The sequence below is a fragment of the Reichenbachiella ulvae genome (assembly GCF_025833875.1).
GTDB lineage: Bacteria > Bacteroidota > Bacteroidia > Cytophagales > Cyclobacteriaceae > Reichenbachiella > Reichenbachiella ulvae.
Window position 1 is genome coordinate 4,303,813 of the sequence record NZ_JAOYOD010000001.1, and the last position, 17,613, is coordinate 4,321,425.

A 17,613-nucleotide genomic window follows, 5' to 3' on the forward strand; every position below is an offset into this window, starting at 1 on the left:
AGTGAAAATATTAACAGTTAGTACTAGAGATATTAGTGGAGGAGCTGCATTGGCGGCATATAGGTTTCATAGGGAATATGCCGATCTTGGACTTGAGGCTACAATGTTAGTTGGTGAAAAAAAGTCAGATGATAAGTCTGTAATAGAATGCAGAAATAGAAGCACTGCGATTAAATCTAAACTAGAACATGTTCCTCTCCGAATGATAAATATGACTGATAGGAACATATCTTTCTTTACTAATGGTGTGATCAATGAAATTAGGAAGGAAAACCCAGATGTTGTACATCTTCATTGGTTTCATAATGCATTTCTCTCTATCGAAGAATTGCTTGAAATTCAAAAACCAATAATTTGGACAATGCATGATATGTGGGCTTTTTCAGACGCAAGACATTATGTATTGGAATCTGAGGCGCCAGAATATAGATCTTCTTTTATAATAGATAAATGGGTTTGGAAAAGAAAGTTTGACGTCTATAAAAAGCTCAAAAATGTGGTCTTTGTATCTCCATCTAAATGGCTTTCAACATGTGCTGGAGGAAGTATTCTTTTAAAAGATCAACAAGTGATGACCATTGCAAATGGTGTTGATACAAAATTCTTTGTTCCTTTTGAAAAAAAGGAATTGCGAATTAAATATGGCTTAAGTAAAGATGATTACATAATTCTCTATGTTGGTGAAAATATAAATGATCAAAGGAAAGGGTTTGATTTCTTTGTTAAGGCCTTAAGGAGCATTTCCATTGAAAGAGACAATAAAATTGTAGTAGCAGTAGCAGGTCATCCGGGTCCCACAGTTCTGGACTCTATTGAAAATGTGAGAGTTGTATATTTCGGGAAAGTTGAAAACCAAGAAAAAATGAAAGATATTTTTTCTTTATCTAATCTGTTAGTATTGCCGACTATGATAGATAATCTTCCGAATACTTTAGTTGAGGCTTTTGCCTGTGGGTGTCCTGCTATTTCTTTCGATGTAGGGGGAGTTAGTGATATTATAGATGACGGTAGCAACGGATTATTAATTGATCCTAAAGACTACATAGCGTTGGGAAAAGGTGTCATATGGATGATTGAGAACGCTTCGAAAATTGACTTTTCTGAAAATGCTAGGAGAAAAGCAATTGAAAAGTTTGACTTGAATCAACAAGCTAAAGCTTATCTAGAATTGTTTAATGGATTGTTGGCGAAACAAGAATGAACGATAAAAGTTTTGGTTCAAAAAAAATTTTCTGGAATACAGGATTTCTATTTGTTGAAAAAGTTTTTTCCTTTTCAGTTTCTTTTATCACAAGTGTATATGTAATTAGGTATTTAGGTCCAGAAGAGTTCGGATTATTAGAATATGCAAATAGTATTGTCGCTATTCTTCTCCCTCTTAGTCGATTAGGATTAATGGACATTGTGGTTAAGGAACTTGTTTCAAAAGGCAGTCCTCAAATATCAAATGTTGTAAGTACATCCTTTACCACTATTTTTATTTCTGGTTGCGTTTTTTTTGCTTTGACTTGTTTAAATTTTTACTTCTTGGGTAGTGAGAAAACCTTAAAATGGCTCGTTATTTTAACATCGGTTAGATTGCTATTTCAGTCTTTCGAAGTATTTGATTGCTATTTTAAGTCGAAAGTTGCTGCAGGATATTCAGTACTGGCAAGAGTGACTTTTCAAGTTTCTGTATCTGCTTTAAAATTAGTTGGTGTCATATTGAAAATGGGTCTTTTCTATTTTGCTTTGACAACAATAATTGGTTTGTTATTACAAGCTATCGTTTTGATTACTTCTTACTTAGTTTTATATGATAAGCCAAAAATCTATTTGAAAATAAATTTGCATTATGCCAAAAGCTTAGTGCTAGACTCTTGGCCTTTATTAATATCAGGCTTGTCTACAATAATTTATATGAAAATAGATCAAATAATGTTGAAATATTTTGTTTCGCAAAGCGACTTAGGAAATTATGCTGTTGCTGCTAGGCTTTCTGAGCTTTGGTATTTTATACCTATGGCAATTATTTCTTCAGTTTATCCATCAATAATAAAAAGCAGGTCAAATGTCAAATTATTTCAAACAAGATTTCAACAGTTATTTGATGTAATTTTGGCAATTTCTCTCTGTTTGGCCCTCCCTATTACCTTTTTTGGTGAAGAGGTTGTTTTGTTTTTATATGGATTTGAATATCAAAAATCTGGATCAGTTTTGATTTTACACATTTGGGCGTGTTTATTTGGTTTCATGGGGTTGGTTCAAACTAAATGGATGATACTTAAGGGACAACAAAGGATAAAAATGACTTTTAATTTGGCTGGTGCCGTGTTAAATATTCTTTTGAATTTATATATGATTCCATGGCTGGGTGTAATTGGTGCCGCATGGTCAACAATCCTATCTTTGTGTATTTCAAATTGGTTATTGGCTGGTTTGAGAAAAGGAACAAGAGAAGTTTTCATTGTTCAGTCTCGAGCCTTTTTAAATGTCATTGCTGTTAAACCTATTTTGATGACAGTAAGGAAAATTATTTTTGACTCTAAAATTTAATGTTATGAATATCGCAATTTATGGATCTTATAAATATGGAAATTATGGTGATGAATTGATGGCGATCGTCATTGCAAATTATATTAAATCAAAGGGATTTAAACCAATAGTTTATGGATTGGATTATGAACTTGCCAAAGAATTACAAATAGAGTCAACTTTTTCTGTCACAGATCTAATAAGTAGAGCATCGGTTTGCTTAATAGGTGGGGGGGCTTTTTTGTCATTTGGAGAAAACTCAAATTTGAACCCAATAGAGATTGAGCATGAAGAAGAAATTATTCAATTGAAAAATGAATGTTTGAGTAAGGGTTGTGATGTGTATTGTATCTCGATTGGAGGTGATGGTCATAAATTATATGAGGGTAAGATGCGTTATGGAAGGCAGGATTTTTTTAGTAGTGAAGTGTTTAAGGGTGGAAGCATAAGACTTGAAAATGATCTAAAAATATTCAAAAACACAATAAAATCAGTGGAATTTGTTCCTGATATTTTGTGGACAACCTCTAAAGTAGCTTCTTTTAACTCAGAATTGTCAAATAGGGAAAGTGGAAAGGTTCGAATAGGAATTAATTTGCATACCAATAAGAAAAGCCTGATTAATGTTCTAAAATTTGTTTCTAAGTTTTTGGGTAATATTGATCTATACTTTGTGAAATTACATCGATCAGATGAATTTAAAGGAGAATATCTTTCCAAGAACGAATCTAGAAATATAAAATACGATAACCCATGGCTCTTTTTAAACAGTATAAGGTCCCTAGACTTGATAGTGTCTCATAAATTGCATCTTGGAATAACTGGGTTGACGTTTAATGTGCCGTTTGTTTCAATTGGTGCAAAACCTAAGACAATTTCTCAATTAGAAATGGTTAATACCGGTTTTGCAGATTGGAATAAAAGTAAAACTAGTGCGATAATAATGTTTGTTAAACTGTTTCTTTTTCCAAAATGGTTTGTTAAGCGGGTACACAATTCGTTTGACTGGAAAGAAATAGAGAGATTGAAAATTGAAGCAAATAGAAACTTTGATTTGATTGATAAAATATGTGATGAGTATTGATGCAAAAATGATGGCTCCAAAAGCTTATATAGTTGAGGGCATTTTACTTTTTGTCGGAATATTGTTCCTGAGAGGTACATTTATTGCAGAGATGTATTTTAATGCTGCTTTGGCTTCAATTTTTATTTTTTCAGCTATTCTGATCAATTTTAAATTGAACAAAGTTGAATCTAAGTTGCATTTTTTTATTGTAGGTTTATTATTAGTTTTTATTATCGGAGGTATAATTTCTATTTTTAAAAATCCAGAGTCTTCAACTGGGATTATGAAGTCTGTATTAACTTTCTTAATTCCTGTGTTTTTATTTCTGCTAATTCCATTTACTTCAAAGAGGATCGCAATTGCGTTCAAATTGATCATATTGCTGGACGTCATTTTAATAATTTCCTATGTTTTGACACTAATAATTTTTGCATTCAGCTCAAAGTTATACTTTCTTTTTGGGATAAATTATGATTACTATATTGATGCTAAGGTGTATTTCCCATTCACAATACTTTATGGGGGAGCTTATAATGCAGGAAGCGTTTTTATTCCAAGGTTATTAGGAATTTATCGTGAGGGGGGAATAGCCCAAATAATGTTTTTTTATTGCTTCTTACAGGTAGACTATTTGTTCAATACAAAAAGAAAGATTTTAAAATGGGTCTTATTATTTGGTGTACTAATTACCTTTTCAACTGCTGGCCTTGCGACTGCTATATTTATGATTGGTCATTTGTATTTGGATAAAAAGGACTGGAAGATACGGTTTTCTACAGGAATTTACATTTCCATATTTGCAGTTTTGTTATTATTGGGAGCTCTATTTGCACCACATGTTGGTTTGATTGATAAATCTTCAGGAGCTAGCTATGATTATAGAGCGGATGCACAAGACAATGCCTGGTCCATAATCATGGATAGACCATTTTTAGGCTCTGGGTACTTAAACGATGTTAAGAATACCCCTCCTACTAACTTATTGGCATCAATTTATCAATTTGGTATTCCCTTATGGTCTGGGCTTGTAATTATATATTTGAGTGGAGTTATTTCTTGTAATAAAAGGACTCTTCAAAAACTCGTTGAGTTTACCCCTCTAGTATTAACATTGTTTTTTTCTCAACCCTTATATTTTCAGCCTTTATTCATATTGTATATGTCTTGGTGGATTAAATCGGGAGATTTCGGGTTTGCAGGTCCAAATTCCACAAAACGTTGTATTGCGTTATAAAAATCAATTTGAGCATGAAATATATTTTTCAGGATTTTAAAAAAAATTGGGAAGCAAAGAATTGGAAGGGGATTATTTTTATGATTTCGTTTAGGCTAACGAGTCTGATTAGAGCAAATAGGTTCGCAATGCTCTTTTTTTTTGTTATTCCAATACTACATGTTTTATTATTTAATTGGTTAATGGGTTTTGACATTCCTCTTAAAACAATAATTGGTAAGGATTTTGTGATTTTCCATGGTCATGGTGTGGTTATAAACGCTAAGACCAAAATAGGTAGGAATGTGACGATTAGACAGCATACAACAATAGGCACAATAGATATGGTTGAAAATGAAGGCTCATTGGCTCCTGAGATTGGTGATAATGTGCAAATTGGTGCCCATGTTATAATTTTGGGTCCAATTGAAATTGGTCATAATTCGATAATAGGTGCAGGAACGTTAGTTTTAAAGAGTGTCCCTAGTGGTTTCAAGGTGTTTGGCAATCCAATCACATTGAAACCAATAAATCCTCGTTTTTGAGGCATTAGGTACAGGTTTCAATATGTAAATTGCATAGATATGGAGTTTTTATACGAATTAAAGTTATGGACTTATAATAAGCCTGAGATATATTTTTTATTTAGAAAGCTTTTTTTAAAAGAAAATGGTCTTGAGTTTGGAAAGTTAACAAGGATAGTAATTGAAGGTTTTCCTAGATCGGCAAATACATATTCTGTTGTTGTTGTCGAAGAATTTTTAAAAAATAAAGTGCATATAGCACATCATTTGCATAACCCTTGTCAAATCATATGTGGTTTAAAAAACAACATAAGTTGCTATTTATTAATACGTAAACCAGTTGATGCTATTTCATCTTATGTTATTCGAAATAATGTGAGTGTCAGGTACGGTTTAAAGGACTATATTAGGTTTTACGATACTTTGATTAATTATAAGGAGAGACTACATGTTATTGAATTTGAGAAATTGATAAATAACCCAAGATTAATTGTTGATGATCTAATAATAACTCAAGGAGATATTATTAAAAAGGACCTTGGTAGAGAAGTTGATAACGAAGAAATTTTTACACAAATTGAGGAGATTAGCGTTAAGAATTTTAGTAAGCTGTCTGAAAAGGAGGTTGCGAGACCTTCGGAAGGAAGACAAAAATTAAAACAGCGTGTTATTGATGAGATTTATTCAAAAAAGTATGAATTTCTTTTAGAAAGAGCCAATGCTTTATATAAAGCATTTACTAAAAAATAATATGATCACGTTTATTGTAGCTACATATAATGCCGGGAGAACTTTGCGTGCTTGTCTGACAAGCTTTCGCTATCAAACTGACAAAAATTTTAGGCTTATTATCATTGATGGGATGTCAGATGATAATACTATTAATATCATTAAAGAATTCGAAGATGTTGTTGAAAAATGGATATCAGAGGAAGATAGAGGTATTTATGATGCTTGGAATAAAGCGCTTGATCATGTAGAAACTGATTGGGTTGCTTTTTTGGGGGCTGATGACCGCTTAATGGATGAGAATTCTATAAAAAATTTGAACATTCTTTCGGAAAACAATGATGCAGATTTTATTTATGGTAAGACAGCTTTTCATGATTTATCTGATCGTGAAGTTTGGGTTCAGGCAAACAGCTGGAATGCTATTAGAGATGATTTTTTTAAGGGTATAATGAAGATTCCTCATCCGGGAATGCTACATAAGGCATGTTTATTTAAAGAGTATGGAACTTATGATATAAGTTATAAAATATCAAGTGACTATGAATTCATACTTAGAGTACTCTTAAAAAAAGAGTCAATTGTTTTTTCTGGTGTGAATTCCCAAGTGATAATTCAGGAGGGAGGTATTAGTCATGATTATAAATCTAGAATTAAAAGTTTGGAAGAGGTGAGGAGCATTCTTAAAAAACACGAACAAAATGTAAATAACCTTAAGCTTAGACTTTATATGTTTAGGACTAAGTGTTTATACATTTTAAGCAGATTTTTGGGTGACTCTGGAACAAAAGCGCTCAGAAAAATTCTTAATGAATAATTTGTTTTGATGATTTTTATTGTGTCAATCTATTAATGTTGTGTTCCTATTCTAATTTAAACTGGTATAACTAAATCAATGAAAATACTATTAATTGGCCCATTTCCAGAACCAGTTACAGGAGAATCCTTGGCCAATCAGGTGCTAAATAATTATTTGATTGCCCAAAATCATGATGTTTGTAAATTAGATACAAGTCATAACATTTTGTCTTCTAAAAAAGGAGCCCTCAATTTTGTACAATTGGCATCATTGTTCAAAGGGTGGCTTCAATTTTGGAAGATAAACTTCTATGAAATTGTATATATAACTCCTGGACAATCTTTTTTCGGAGTCGTTAAGTATGCTCCTTTTATCATAATTGCTAAAATCCTCAAAAAAAAAATAGTAGTTCATATTCATGGTGGCGGTTTAATTCAAACCAGAAGCCGGTTGAAAGGTTTCAAGAGGAAGTTCATAGCTTTCATATTGGGAATGGCGGATCGAGGAATTGTGCTTTCATCGAGCTTGAGAGCTAATTTAAGTGGGGTCATTGAGGAGACGGATATATTTGAGATTTCTAATTTTGCATCGGATGATGTCTATGAAATCGAGATTGATGAGAAAAAATATGACCGCCCGAGAGTTCTTTATTTAAGCAATTTAATGATTGGTAAGGGAATCATTGAGGTTATTAAATCTTTTGAAGCTCTTAGAGACAAAAGGATTGAATTCAGATTGGCAGGTTCTATTGAGTCAAGTGCAAAAGATAGAATAGAAACGCTTATAAAAGAGACAAATATTTCATATTTGGGTTCAGTTACGGGGCTCGAGAAGATTCTACAACTCCAATGGTCTAATGTATCAATTTTACCAACTTTTTACGAAACAGAAGGTCAACCAATTAGTATTATTGAAGGTATGGTTGCAGGGAATTATATTATTACAACCAAACAAGGCGGAATCCCAGATATAGTTGAAGATAAGTTAAACGGATCTATTATTAATGCCAGGTCAACTGATGAAATTGTTGAAATTTTATCAACACTGGAAAGGACCCCTGATATATTAAAAACTGTTGGTATAAAAAATTATGCTTCGACACGAAAAAAATACAGGGTGTCTAGATTTGGAGACGATATCATTAAAGTTTTAAAAACACTTGAAACTTCGTGAATCAGAAAATAACTTTATATTCATATTATTCTCCAGAAGAAATAACCGGAATAGGTAAATATAATGGAGAAATGATTGACTTCTTTTTGTCTAAGAATTTAAGAGTCAATTCATTTTCAAACGTGCCATTTTATCCATATTGGAAAAAGTATGAAGGCTTTGAAAATGCATTTTATTCAAAGAAAACAAAAGGAGATTTAATTGATGTTAGGAGTAAAGTATATATCCCTGAATCACCAAGGGCATTTAAGAAGATTTTTTCTGAAATTAGTTTTCTGTTTTCTAGTTCGATAGCCTTACTTTTGAATCTTAGAAATATCAAAAAATCATCTCTTTTTCTTGTTGTTAATCCACCTTTTTTTATTGGCGTTCTACCCTTAGTATTGGGAAAAATTTTGAGAGTACCTGTTTGTTTTCATGTGCAGGATCTTCAGGTTGATGCAGCAGAAGAATTAGGGCTTCTACCAAATTGGCTTTGCAGGTTTCTGAGAATTATTGAAAGGACAATTTTGAAGTCAGCAGATCATGTCAGTACAATAAGTGTGGGGATGAAGGAAAAGATAGACCGAAAGAATATATCAAGAGAGGTTTTGTTGGTTCCAAATTGGTCAGATCTGGATGAAATCATTCCTGGAAATTCTAAGTGGCTGCATGATTATATTCAAGTTGAGCACTTCAAGAAATTAATAGTTTACTCTGGAAATGTAGGTGAAAAGCAGGGACTGGATATTGTTTTGGAAGCGGCTAAGTTTTTGGAAGAGGATAGTGATATTGTTTTTGTTATTTTGGGCGCAGGGCTTTACTTAGAGACATTAAAAGAAAAGGCAAAGTTAATGGGATTAAGTAACCTTGTAATATCAGACCTTGTGCCTAAGGCTAATTTGAATGACATGCTACAGAGTTCTCATATTCAACTTGTTGTTCAAAAGAGTGCAGGTGCCGATTCTTTTTTGCCAAGCAAGTTAACAAATATAATGTCTGCTGGATGCGCTTGTATCATTACGGCAGAAAAAGGAACGGGTCTTTATACATTAATGAAAGCAAGTAATTCTGCATTGTTGGTGGATCCTGATGACCCAAAGCAAATGGAAAATGGTATTAGGTATCTATTGGAAAATTGTAAAATGTATGAACAAATGAAAATTGAGGCAAGGATATGGGCAGAGAATAACTTAGCAATTGATAAATGTTTGTCGCCTATTATTGATTTAATCAATTAAATTTGTGGCCCATTTGAAAACGAATAAAAATGAAGAAAGCATTAGTTACAGGAATCACAGGTCAGGACGGCGCTTATTTAGCGGAGTTGTTGTTGGAAAAAGGATATGAGGTTCACGGGATAAAAAGAAGATCTTCTATATTTAATACAGATAGAATAGACCATCTATACCAAGACCCACATAAGGATGGAACGAAAATGTTTCTTCATTATGGTGATTTGACGGATTCTATGAATTTGACTCGATTGATCCAAGAAATTCAACCGGATGAAATTTATAATCTTGGGGCCATGTCTCACGTTCGTGTTAGCTTTGATACGCCGGAGTATGTTGCTAATGTTGATGGTATTGGTACTTTGAGATTGCTTGAGGCTGTACGGCTTTTAGGGTTAACTGAGAAGACCAGAATTTACCAGGCTTCCACTTCAGAGTTGTATGGTTTGGTGCAGGAAGTGCCGCAAAAAGAAACGACTCCTTTTTATCCAAGGTCACCATATGCTGTAGCGAAAATGTATGGGTATTGGATCACAGTCAATTATAGAGAAGCATACAATATGTATGCTTGTAATGGGATTTTATTCAATCATGAGTCTCCTTTGAGAGGGGAAACCTTTGTAACCCGTAAAATTACGCGAGCAGTTTCTAAGATGGCGTTAGGTCTTCAGGAATGCGTGTATATGGGGAATTTGGATTCTAAGCGTGATTGGGGCCATGCAAAAGACTATGTACGTGGTATGTGGTTGATGCTTCAGCAGGATAAGCCTGAAGATTTTGTTTTGGCAACTGGAGTGACCACAACAATTCGCGATTTTATTAAAATGGCATTTTCACATGTAGGTGTTGAACTAGAGTTTACTGGAGAAGGAGTCAATGAAGTGGCGAAAGTGAAATCATCAGCTAATCCAGAATACTCATTTAAAATTGGACAGGAGGTTGTCAAAATTGATCCAAAGTATTTTAGACCGACCGAGGTAGATTTGCTTATTGGAGATCCCACCAAAGCAAACACTAAATTGGGTTGGAAGCCAGAATATGATTTGGAGGCTTTGGTAACTGAAATGATGGAGTCAGATCTTAAGCTCTTCGAGAAGGATAAATATTTGCTGGAAGGTGGTCACGAGATCTTGAAGCAGGCAGAGTAAAATGGATAAGGAATCGAAAATTTATGTGGCCGGCCATCGAGGAATGGTTGGCTCTGCTATTGTTAGAAACCTTGAAGCAAAGGGGTTTACGAATGTGATTTATAGGACATCTAAAGAGCTTGATTTGAAGAATCAGGCGGCAGTCGATGAATTTTTTTCAGAGGAAAATCCTGAATACGTATTCTTAGCTGCAGCAAAGGTTGGCGGAATACATGCAAACAATATTTATAGAGGAGAGTTTCTTTATGATAATCTTATGATTGAAGCCAACGTGATTCACGCTGCTTATCAGCATATGGTTAAGAAACTTTTATTCTTAGGAAGTTCATGCATATATCCAAAAATGGCCGATCAACCGATACATGAGGATAGTCTGTTAACTGGTCCATTAGAGCAAACAAATGAGCCCTATGCAATTGCCAAGATTGCAGGTATTAAGCTTTGTGAAACCTATAGAGACCAGTATGGAGTTGATTTTATCTCTGGGATGCCTACTAATTTGTATGGTCCAAATGACAATTACGATTTAAATAATTCTCATGTACTGCCTGCTTTAATTCGAAAGTTTCATACGGCTAAAGTAAATAATACAGCTCAAGTTGAGATATGGGGTACAGGGTCTCCGATGAGAGAGTTTTTGCATGTGGATGACTTAGCAGAGGCTTGTTTCTTTCTGATGGAGAATTATTCTGATGGTCAGACGATCAATATAGGTTTTGGTTCAGATTTGACTATAAAGGATTTAGCACTGACAGTTAAGGAGGTTGTTGGTTATGAGGGAGACTTAATTTTTAATACTGACAAACCTGATGGAACACCGAAAAAACTGATGAGTAGTGAAAGAATTAATGCTTTAGGGTGGTCAGCAAAGATTTCGTTGAAAGATGGAATTGAAAAGGTATATGCTGAGGTTGATAAAAGTGATTGGAAATAAGACAGTTTTTTTCCCTATCTTCGCTTTCTAGCTAGCTTATTGACTCCATGCAAAAGAAGAGGATTTCAAAATTCTTTCCGGCCATTTTCCTTTTCATAGACCTTTTGTTTTTGAATATAGGCTTTATTGTAGCCAATTTTATAAGATTCAATACATTTTGGTTTGAGGGTGATAGGTATCCCTTTTTGTTTGCTTTTCTGAATGTCGCATGGGTGGTTATCTTCTTTGTGACCAAATTGGACAAGGTTGAGAGAGAAAAGAGTGTCGTTGATTATATCTCTCAAATCCTTCTTGGTCTTACGATCAACTTAGCAGTTGTCTTTGCTATGTGGGCCTCTACCCGAGCCTACTTTTATTCACGAGAGCACTTATTTTATACTTACCTGATATTTTCTGTCTTTGTCGTTGGATGGAGGGTTGGTTTCATCAATATCCTTCGCTTTTATAGAACCAAGGGCTACAATGTTAGGAATGTAGCTATCGTGGGTTATGGACCGATTGGTAGGAGCTTAAAAAGACATTTTCTTCAAAACCCTGAAATGGGGTATATATTTAAAGGGTTTTTTGATCATAAGACCGATCACCCTTCTGTAACTGGGGGAATAGATGATGTCGAATCCTATAGTAAGTCAAATGGTATAGACGTTATTTTTTGCTGTTTACCGAAGTTATATGACGAGGATGTTAAGAAACTTGTGGACTTTGCAGAGAACAATTTGATTAAGATCAAATTGCTTTCTGATTTCAGTAAGGTTTCTAATAAGAATCTACAGATTCAGCGTTATGGTAATATTCCTGTTTTAGATGTAGGTAATATCCCTTTGGATAGAATGTACAATCGTGTGCTCAAAAGAGCTTTTGACATTGTGTTCTCATCCTTGGTAATGATTTTTATTCTTTCATGGTTGGTGCCATTGATAGGTCTGCTGATTAAACTAGAGTCTCCAGGGCCAGTTTTCTTCATTCAAAATAGACATGGTAGAGGAAATCAGTTTTTTCCTTGCTGGAAGTTTAGGTCTATGGTGGTGAACAAAGAATCAGATACCAAACAGGCCACTAAAAACGATACCCGTATCACAAAAATTGGAGCAATTTTAAGAAAAACTAGTTTAGATGAATTGCCACAGTTCATCAATGTGTTTTTGGGTAACATGTCTGTGGTAGGTCCAAGACCCCACCCTATCAAATTGAACGAAGAGTTTAAACCGAAGATTGATCGATTTATCCAGCGCCATGCGGTAAAGCCAGGAGTAACTGGATTGGCACAGGCAAAGGGTTATAGAGGAGAAACTGCCCGCTTTAGTGAGATGTATGGTCGGGTAAAATTGGATCGCTTTTATGTAAAGAACTGGAGTCTTTGGTTTGATGTCAAGATCATTGTCTTGACAGTTTATTCTATTGTTTTTGATAGAGAGAATGCATATTGATTGAGTATTCGTGCTGCCTGCTTCTTTTCCTCATCTTCCATATTCACATAGTGACTTCTGGTCATTTTTGTGATTTCCAGACTTAAAAAGTCAAATTCTTCAATGATTTTTCCTGTGAGTTCGTAGACTGCTTTTCCGCTGAAGGGGTAGGCTTTTGCCTCAGGGGGGAAGTGAACGGTATCTATGAACTGCCCCTTTTCGTCTATGAAGGTTCCGAAATACATAGTTTGGTCTTTGCTGGTTTTGGTTCTTTTTCTGGTCGTGAAATAACCGAGCATGGTGACGGTTTCATTTTTATGTTGTTCCATTTCATTGGCATAGATGATGGGGTGCCTGGGCCTTTCCTTGATGAGTTCAAATGGACTTCTAAGTGGGAAATGCAGAATTTCTAATTCGTCGAAGGAGTCTTCTCTGGTGTCATAATAGAGAGTGGGTAGTTCTAAGTTTTTGTTCCTGGGTGGAAAAATAGGATAGATATAAACGGGTCGGTTTTTCTGTTTTTGTAGAAGGAAGTAGCATTTCCATAGTAGTTTCTTTTTGTTGGGCTCGATGCTGCGAAATGCGTTGATGCGAATGAGTATTTTAACTTGTTCGATTCCGAGCATGCCATCATCGATCAGCACTTCAAGACTGGGGATAGCTCCTAGTTCTTCTCGACAATTTAGAATTGCAGTGATTGATTTATAATCCAGATCATGGATAACATGAAAACCAAGCCATATGGTGTTTCCTTTGATGATGGTTTCTCGTTGGGATCGATTGATACATGGAGCTTCGATTTTGGCCCCTCGCATTCGCGCCTCATGAATATATAGTTCTCGGCTGTAGAACCCTCCCCCATTGTTGATGGTGGCGACCATGTACTCGAGTGGGTAGTGGGCTTTGAGGTATAGGCTCTGGTAACTTTCGATGGCGTAGGAGGCGGAGTGTCCTTTGGCAAAGGCATAGCCTGCAAAACTCTCGATTTGCCGCCAAACATCTTTGGTTAGCTCTTTGGCTCGTCCCATCTTGTCACAGTTTTCGAAGAATTTCTCTTTTACTTTCTTAAATTCAGAGCGGGAACGGAATTTTCCCGACATGCCACGTCGCAGGAGGTCGGCTTCTCCCAGACTAAGACCGCCGAAATAATGTGCAACTTTGATTACGTCTTCCTGATAAACCATGACTCCAAAAGTGTCTCTCATGAGGTCAGCTAGTACCGGATGTGCTTCTTTTCTTTTTTCAGGAATACGGTAGCGTAGGATGTATTCTCGCATCATACCTGATTTGGCTACTCCTGGACGGATCACAGAGCTGGCGGCTACCAGTCCTAGATAGTTATCAGCGCGCAGTTTAGTTAAGAGCATGCGCATGGCAGGTGACTCGACATAGAAGCAGCCAATGGTTTTTCCATTTCGGAGTAACTCTTTGATTTTTTCATCTTCAAAAAATTGCGGCATGTCGTGTATATCGATAGGGGGAAGTTCTGGATGATTATTGGCAATGATCGTAAGGCTATCCTTGATTTTTTCTAAACCACGTTGACTTAGGATGTCGAATTTGTAAAGCCCGATGTCTTCAGCTACTACCATATCAAAATGTGTAATAGGGAAGCCTTTTGGAGGCAGGCAGGTCGCGGTATAGTTGTGAATGGGTGCCTCGGAGATAATGATGCCGCTGGCATGGACGCTGAGGTGGCTTGGTATCTCGTCCATTTTGTAGGCGTATTTGAGAATCAAACGAACGTTGACGTCCGAGATGTCTGGATTCTCTCCTGATATTTTTTCCATTTCTCGTGGCGGGAAGCCAAATACTTTGCCCAGTTCTCGAATCACTGCTTTGTACTTGAAGGTGTTGTAGGTGGCAAGTAGGCATACACGGTCCTGGCCGAATTTTTCGAAAATATATTGGGTCACGTTATCTCGGTCCTTCCACGAAAAATCAATGTCAAAATCTGGAGGATTGGTTCGGTAGAGGTTAATGAAACGCTCGAAGTATAGGTCTAGTTCGATAGGATCTACGTCTGTGATGCGCAGTAGATATGCAACGATGCTATTGGCACCACTGCCACGTCCGACATAGAAATAGCCTTTGCTGCGGGCGTACTTGAGAATGTCCCAGTTGACCAGAAAGTAGGAAAGAAAGCTTTTCTTTTGGATGATGTCGAGTTCTAGTGCGAGCCGGCGGTAGATTTTGATGGTGGGTTTCTTGTAGCGATAAGGCATTCCTTCCAGGCATAAACGACGCACCAGCTGGTAGTCTTCCTCTTCGCAGCTCGTATAGTTTTGTAGATTTTTGTGTGGTTGGTCAGTACCAAAATCGAAATGAATCTGGCAGTTTTCCAATATCTGTCGGGTGTTTTCTATCAGTTCAGGATAGTCTTGATAGATCTCTAGTAGTTCAGCGGGAGTTAGCAATTGATCGCTTAGGTCGGCTTGCTCCTCTTTGGGTAGTTTGCTTAGCAGGGTGTTGTTGTCGATTGCACGGAGGAGTCGGTGGATGTTGAAGTCGAGCTGGTATCTGAAGCTGCCGGCTGGTAACATGACCATCCGATGTGTTAACTCTTTGGATCGAGAAAAAGGAATTTTCAGTAAGTCACGGGGTTTTATTCCGATGTATTCATTGTCTTGGAGTCTATAGGGTCTTTGGGTATGAAAGGGGTAGATCACAAAAACATTTTCTAGTTTGGGAGCAATGCATGGAAATTCCTTTTTCTGATGAAAGAAAGGAGAGACATAGTCGTTGATTTCACGGAAGCCGCTGTTGTTTTTGGCTAGGAGAACGAATTGCTGCTTAATGCCGTTTCGGACATCCATGCCGATGATAGGACGAATGCCTAAATCCTGGGCGAGACGAATGAAGGTCAGGCATCCCGAAGTACTATTGATGTCGGTGAGAGCAAAGGACATTATTCCTTTGCTTTTGGCTTCCTGGAGTAAAGCTTTGGGGGACATGACTCCATATCTCAAACTGAAAAAGGAATGCGTGTTGAGGAACATGGCAGTAGGTATTAAATCCTTATTAGTTTTAAATCGTTATTTTTACAAAAAGGTAGATCTATGAATAGCATCGCTGAACTTAAATCTGGACTGCATCATTACATCTCTGAAATTGATGATATGAATGTACTGTTGAAGCTAAAAGAATATGCCTCTGAACTTTTAGATCAGGAAGGCAAGGTGGTGGCATATACTTCTGATGGTCGAGCTTTGGATCAGAAGGCTTACAAAAAAGATATAGATCAAGCCATTGCTGAATCTAAGGAAGGTAAAACCCTCTCTATTGAAGAGCTTGAAAAGGATCTGTGAGTAAAACTGTAGAATGGACAATTAGAGCTAAAAAATCGCTGGATTATTATTGCTCGTTGATAAGTGAGGATTCTCCTCAAAATGCGAGAAAAGTTCGCCAAGAAATAATAAAGGCCACCAAACAATTATCTTCCAATCCATATATGTACCAAATAGATGAGTACTATCCCGATAACTCAGGAAATATCAGGCGGTTTTTCAGGTGGAGCTATCGAGTGGTTTATCATATTCAAACACATAAAGTAGTTATTTTAGAGGTATATCATACGAGTAGAAAGCCAAGTATTAATTAACGATGGCGGTTGGGTAGCAAGGGAGGCGGCTCACCGGTGAATGGGTTGAATCTGCTGATGGTTTTAGCATCGAATCCCGCGGCCCGCATGATCGTTCGGTCCCCGTGTTTGTTTCGGATCGTATCTAGTGCCTGATACAATTGAATCATCTCCTCCGTGTCTTCGAAAAGGTTGATTTGATAGTTGCCCTCTACGAGATGGCTGAAGCGAACACCTACCAGACGGATCAACAGTCTTTTGTTGTACAGTCGGTCGAATAACTCCATGACCTTTGGGATCAGGATATGATCTGCCGAGCTAAAGGGAATCTTGGATTGCAGTGTATGCGTGTTGAAGTCGGAGTAGCGAAGCTTCACTGTGATACAAGATGTCAGCTTTTGCCCTCTTCTAAGCTGAAAGGCCAGGTTTTCGGCCATGGCCAGCATGATGCTTTTAAGTTTGTACACATCAGTAGTGTCCTTGCCAAAGGTTCGTTCGGTCGAGATGGATTTTCTTTCCTGATAGGGCACCACGGGGCTTTTATCAATTCCCTGTGCCTTTTCCCACATTTTAATGCCGTTTTGTCCAAAAGCGTGTTCTACCAGGTCGAGAGGCATCTCTTGCAAATTTTTCACATAACGAATACCCAACTGACGAAGAGAGTGATAAGTTTTGTCTCCGATCATGGGAATCTTCTTGATAGACAAGGGAGCTAAAAAAGTCTTTTCCTGACCATAGGGGATTTGTATTTGGTTGTTGGGTTTGGCTTCTCCAGTGGCGACTTTGGAGACGGTTTTATTTTCAGAGAGGCCAAAGGATATGGGCAGGCCGGTATCGTGCATGATTTTGGCTCGCAGCTCGCTGGCGATTTTCATACAGCCAAAGAACTGATCCATGCCTGACAGGTCGAGATAGAACTCGTCGATAGAGGATTTTTCGAAAAGAGGCACACTCTGCCTGATGATCTCGGTGACTTCTTTTGACTTTTTGCTGTAGGTCATCGCATTGCCTTTGATCACGACTGCTTCGGGGCAGAGCTGCATGGCTGTCTTCATCGGCATGGCGGAGTGGATGCCAAACCTACGCGCTTCGTAGCTACAGGAGGCTACTACACCTCTGGAAGAAGTGCCACCTATGAGCACAGGTTTATTGTTGAGACGGCTGTCGAGATTCCGTTCACAAGACACAAAAAAAGTGTCCAAATCCATGTGTACTATAGACTTTTTGAATTCCATGTGAAGACAAAAATACTATATAAATTAGTAAAAACTAATAAAGTTAGTTTTCTGATTTGATCAATTTTGATTCTTGTC

At 36.8% G+C, this 17,613-nt stretch carries 16 protein-coding genes; 14 read left to right on the plus strand and 2 right to left on the minus strand.

Annotation, left to right across the window (positions count from 1 at the left end):
- The first annotated feature begins 1 nt into the window (after window position 1).
- The 12 genes from N7U62_RS17505 to N7U62_RS17560 all read left to right on the plus strand — a co-directional run bounded on the left by N7U62_RS17505 (window position 2) and on the right by N7U62_RS17560 (window position 12,741).
- A complete protein-coding gene (locus N7U62_RS17505; RefSeq protein ID WP_264139353.1) occupies window positions 2-1,201 on the plus strand; it encodes a glycosyltransferase in 1,200 nt (399 codons plus the stop codon).
- Window positions 1,198-2,535: a flippase gene (locus N7U62_RS17510; protein ID WP_264139354.1), complete on the plus strand. Its 1,338-nt coding sequence runs from the start codon at window positions 1,198-1,200 to the stop codon at window positions 2,533-2,535. Before N7U62_RS17505 ends, N7U62_RS17510 begins: the two co-directional genes overlap by 4 nt.
- Window positions 2,536-2,539: 4 nt before the next feature.
- Window positions 2,540-3,598, plus strand: a complete 1,059-nt coding sequence (locus N7U62_RS17515; RefSeq protein WP_264139355.1) for a polysaccharide pyruvyl transferase family protein — start codon at window positions 2,540-2,542, stop codon at window positions 3,596-3,598.
- Window positions 3,588-4,814, plus strand: a complete 1,227-nt coding sequence (locus N7U62_RS17520) for an O-antigen ligase family protein (protein WP_264139356.1) — start codon at window positions 3,588-3,590, stop codon at window positions 4,812-4,814. The genes N7U62_RS17515 and N7U62_RS17520 overlap by 11 nt, the downstream gene beginning before the upstream one ends.
- Before the next feature lie 14 nt (window positions 4,815-4,828).
- A complete protein-coding gene (locus tag N7U62_RS17525; RefSeq protein WP_264139357.1) occupies window positions 4,829-5,338 on the plus strand; it encodes a serine acetyltransferase in 510 nt (169 codons plus the stop codon).
- A 39-nt stretch (window positions 5,339-5,377) separates the two neighbouring features.
- A complete protein-coding gene (locus tag N7U62_RS17530) occupies window positions 5,378-6,067 on the plus strand; it encodes a hypothetical protein (RefSeq protein WP_264139359.1) in 690 nt (229 codons plus the stop codon).
- Entirely contained in the window at window positions 6,036-6,863 is an 828-nt protein-coding gene (locus N7U62_RS17535; protein ID WP_264139360.1) for a glycosyltransferase family 2 protein, read from the plus strand. Before N7U62_RS17530 ends, N7U62_RS17535 begins: the two co-directional genes overlap by 32 nt.
- 78 nt (window positions 6,864-6,941) lie before the next feature.
- A complete protein-coding gene (locus tag N7U62_RS17540) occupies window positions 6,942-8,018 on the plus strand; it encodes a glycosyltransferase family 4 protein (RefSeq protein ID WP_264139361.1) in 1,077 nt (358 codons plus the stop codon).
- Complete coding sequence (locus N7U62_RS17545) at window positions 8,015-9,238, plus strand: WcaI family glycosyltransferase (RefSeq protein ID WP_264139362.1); 1,224 nt, start codon at window positions 8,015-8,017, stop codon at window positions 9,236-9,238. Before N7U62_RS17540 ends, N7U62_RS17545 begins: the two co-directional genes overlap by 4 nt.
- A 29-nt stretch (window positions 9,239-9,267) precedes the next feature.
- Window positions 9,268-10,380, plus strand: a complete 1,113-nt coding sequence (gmd, locus tag N7U62_RS17550; protein ID WP_264139363.1) for a GDP-mannose 4,6-dehydratase — start codon at window positions 9,268-9,270, stop codon at window positions 10,378-10,380.
- Between the two features lies 1 nt (window position 10,381).
- A complete protein-coding gene (gene fcl, locus N7U62_RS17555) occupies window positions 10,382-11,314 on the plus strand; it encodes a GDP-L-fucose synthase (RefSeq protein ID WP_264139364.1) in 933 nt (310 codons plus the stop codon).
- A 47-nt stretch (window positions 11,315-11,361) separates the two neighbouring features.
- Window positions 11,362-12,741 carry an undecaprenyl-phosphate glucose phosphotransferase gene (locus N7U62_RS17560; protein ID WP_264139365.1) on the plus strand — a complete coding sequence of 460 codons (1,380 nt, stop codon included), beginning with the start codon at window positions 11,362-11,364 and terminating at the stop codon, window positions 12,739-12,741.
- Here the strand turns inward: N7U62_RS17560 and N7U62_RS17565 are convergent.
- The gene (locus tag N7U62_RS17565) at window positions 12,705-15,719 is read right to left on the minus strand and encodes a DNA polymerase III subunit alpha (RefSeq protein WP_264139366.1); all 3,015 of its coding nucleotides are present in this window, start codon (window positions 15,717-15,719) and stop codon (window positions 12,705-12,707) included. The two genes, N7U62_RS17560 and N7U62_RS17565, sit on opposite strands and share 37 nt — an antisense overlap.
- Before the next feature lie 60 nt (window positions 15,720-15,779).
- On the opposite strand from N7U62_RS17565, the gene N7U62_RS17570 reads away from it, so the two are divergent.
- The gene (locus N7U62_RS17570; protein WP_264139367.1) at window positions 15,780-16,028 is read left to right on the plus strand and encodes a hypothetical protein; all 249 of its coding nucleotides are present in this window, start codon (window positions 15,780-15,782) and stop codon (window positions 16,026-16,028) included.
- Complete coding sequence (locus tag N7U62_RS17575; RefSeq protein ID WP_264139368.1) at window positions 16,025-16,321, plus strand: type II toxin-antitoxin system RelE/ParE family toxin; 297 nt, start codon at window positions 16,025-16,027, stop codon at window positions 16,319-16,321. The genes N7U62_RS17570 and N7U62_RS17575 overlap by 4 nt, the downstream gene beginning before the upstream one ends.
- On the opposite strand, the gene dinB is transcribed toward N7U62_RS17575, so the two are convergent.
- Entirely contained in the window at window positions 16,318-17,535 is a 1,218-nt protein-coding gene (gene dinB, locus N7U62_RS17580; RefSeq protein WP_264139369.1) for a DNA polymerase IV, read from the minus strand. The genes N7U62_RS17575 and dinB overlap by 4 nt on opposite strands.
- Window positions 17,536-17,613: the final 78 nt, after the last annotated feature.

Excerpts from the sequence above, each read along its gene's own strand:
- N7U62_RS17510 (WP_264139354.1), top strand. The coding sequence starts at position 1,198 with ATGAACGATAAAAGTTTTGGTTCAAAAAAAATTTTCTGGAATACAGGA.
- N7U62_RS17515 (WP_264139355.1), top strand. The coding sequence starts at position 2,540 with ATGAATATCGCAATTTATGGATCTTATAAATATGGAAATTATGGTGAT.
- N7U62_RS17520 (WP_264139356.1), top strand. The coding sequence starts at position 3,588 with ATGAGTATTGATGCAAAAATGATGGCTCCAAAAGCTTATATAGTTGAG.
- N7U62_RS17525 (WP_264139357.1), top strand. The coding sequence starts at position 4,829 with ATGAAATATATTTTTCAGGATTTTAAAAAAAATTGGGAAGCAAAGAAT.
- N7U62_RS17530 (WP_264139359.1), top strand. The coding sequence starts at position 5,378 with ATGGAGTTTTTATACGAATTAAAGTTATGGACTTATAATAAGCCTGAG.
- N7U62_RS17535 (WP_264139360.1), top strand. The coding sequence starts at position 6,036 with ATGCTTTATATAAAGCATTTACTAAAAAATAATATGATCACGTTTATT.
- N7U62_RS17540 (WP_264139361.1), top strand. The coding sequence starts at position 6,942 with ATGAAAATACTATTAATTGGCCCATTTCCAGAACCAGTTACAGGAGAA.
- gmd (WP_264139363.1), top strand. The coding sequence starts at position 9,268 with ATGAAGAAAGCATTAGTTACAGGAATCACAGGTCAGGACGGCGCTTAT.
- fcl (WP_264139364.1), top strand. The coding sequence starts at position 10,382 with ATGGATAAGGAATCGAAAATTTATGTGGCCGGCCATCGAGGAATGGTT.
- N7U62_RS17560 (WP_264139365.1), top strand. The coding sequence starts at position 11,362 with ATGCAAAAGAAGAGGATTTCAAAATTCTTTCCGGCCATTTTCCTTTTC.
- N7U62_RS17565 (WP_264139366.1), bottom strand. The coding sequence starts at position 15,719 with ATGTTCCTCAACACGCATTCCTTTTTCAGTTTGAGATATGGAGTCATG.
- N7U62_RS17570 (WP_264139367.1), top strand. The coding sequence starts at position 15,780 with ATGAATAGCATCGCTGAACTTAAATCTGGACTGCATCATTACATCTCT.
- dinB (WP_264139369.1), bottom strand. The coding sequence starts at position 17,535 with ATGGAATTCAAAAAGTCTATAGTACACATGGATTTGGACACTTTTTTT.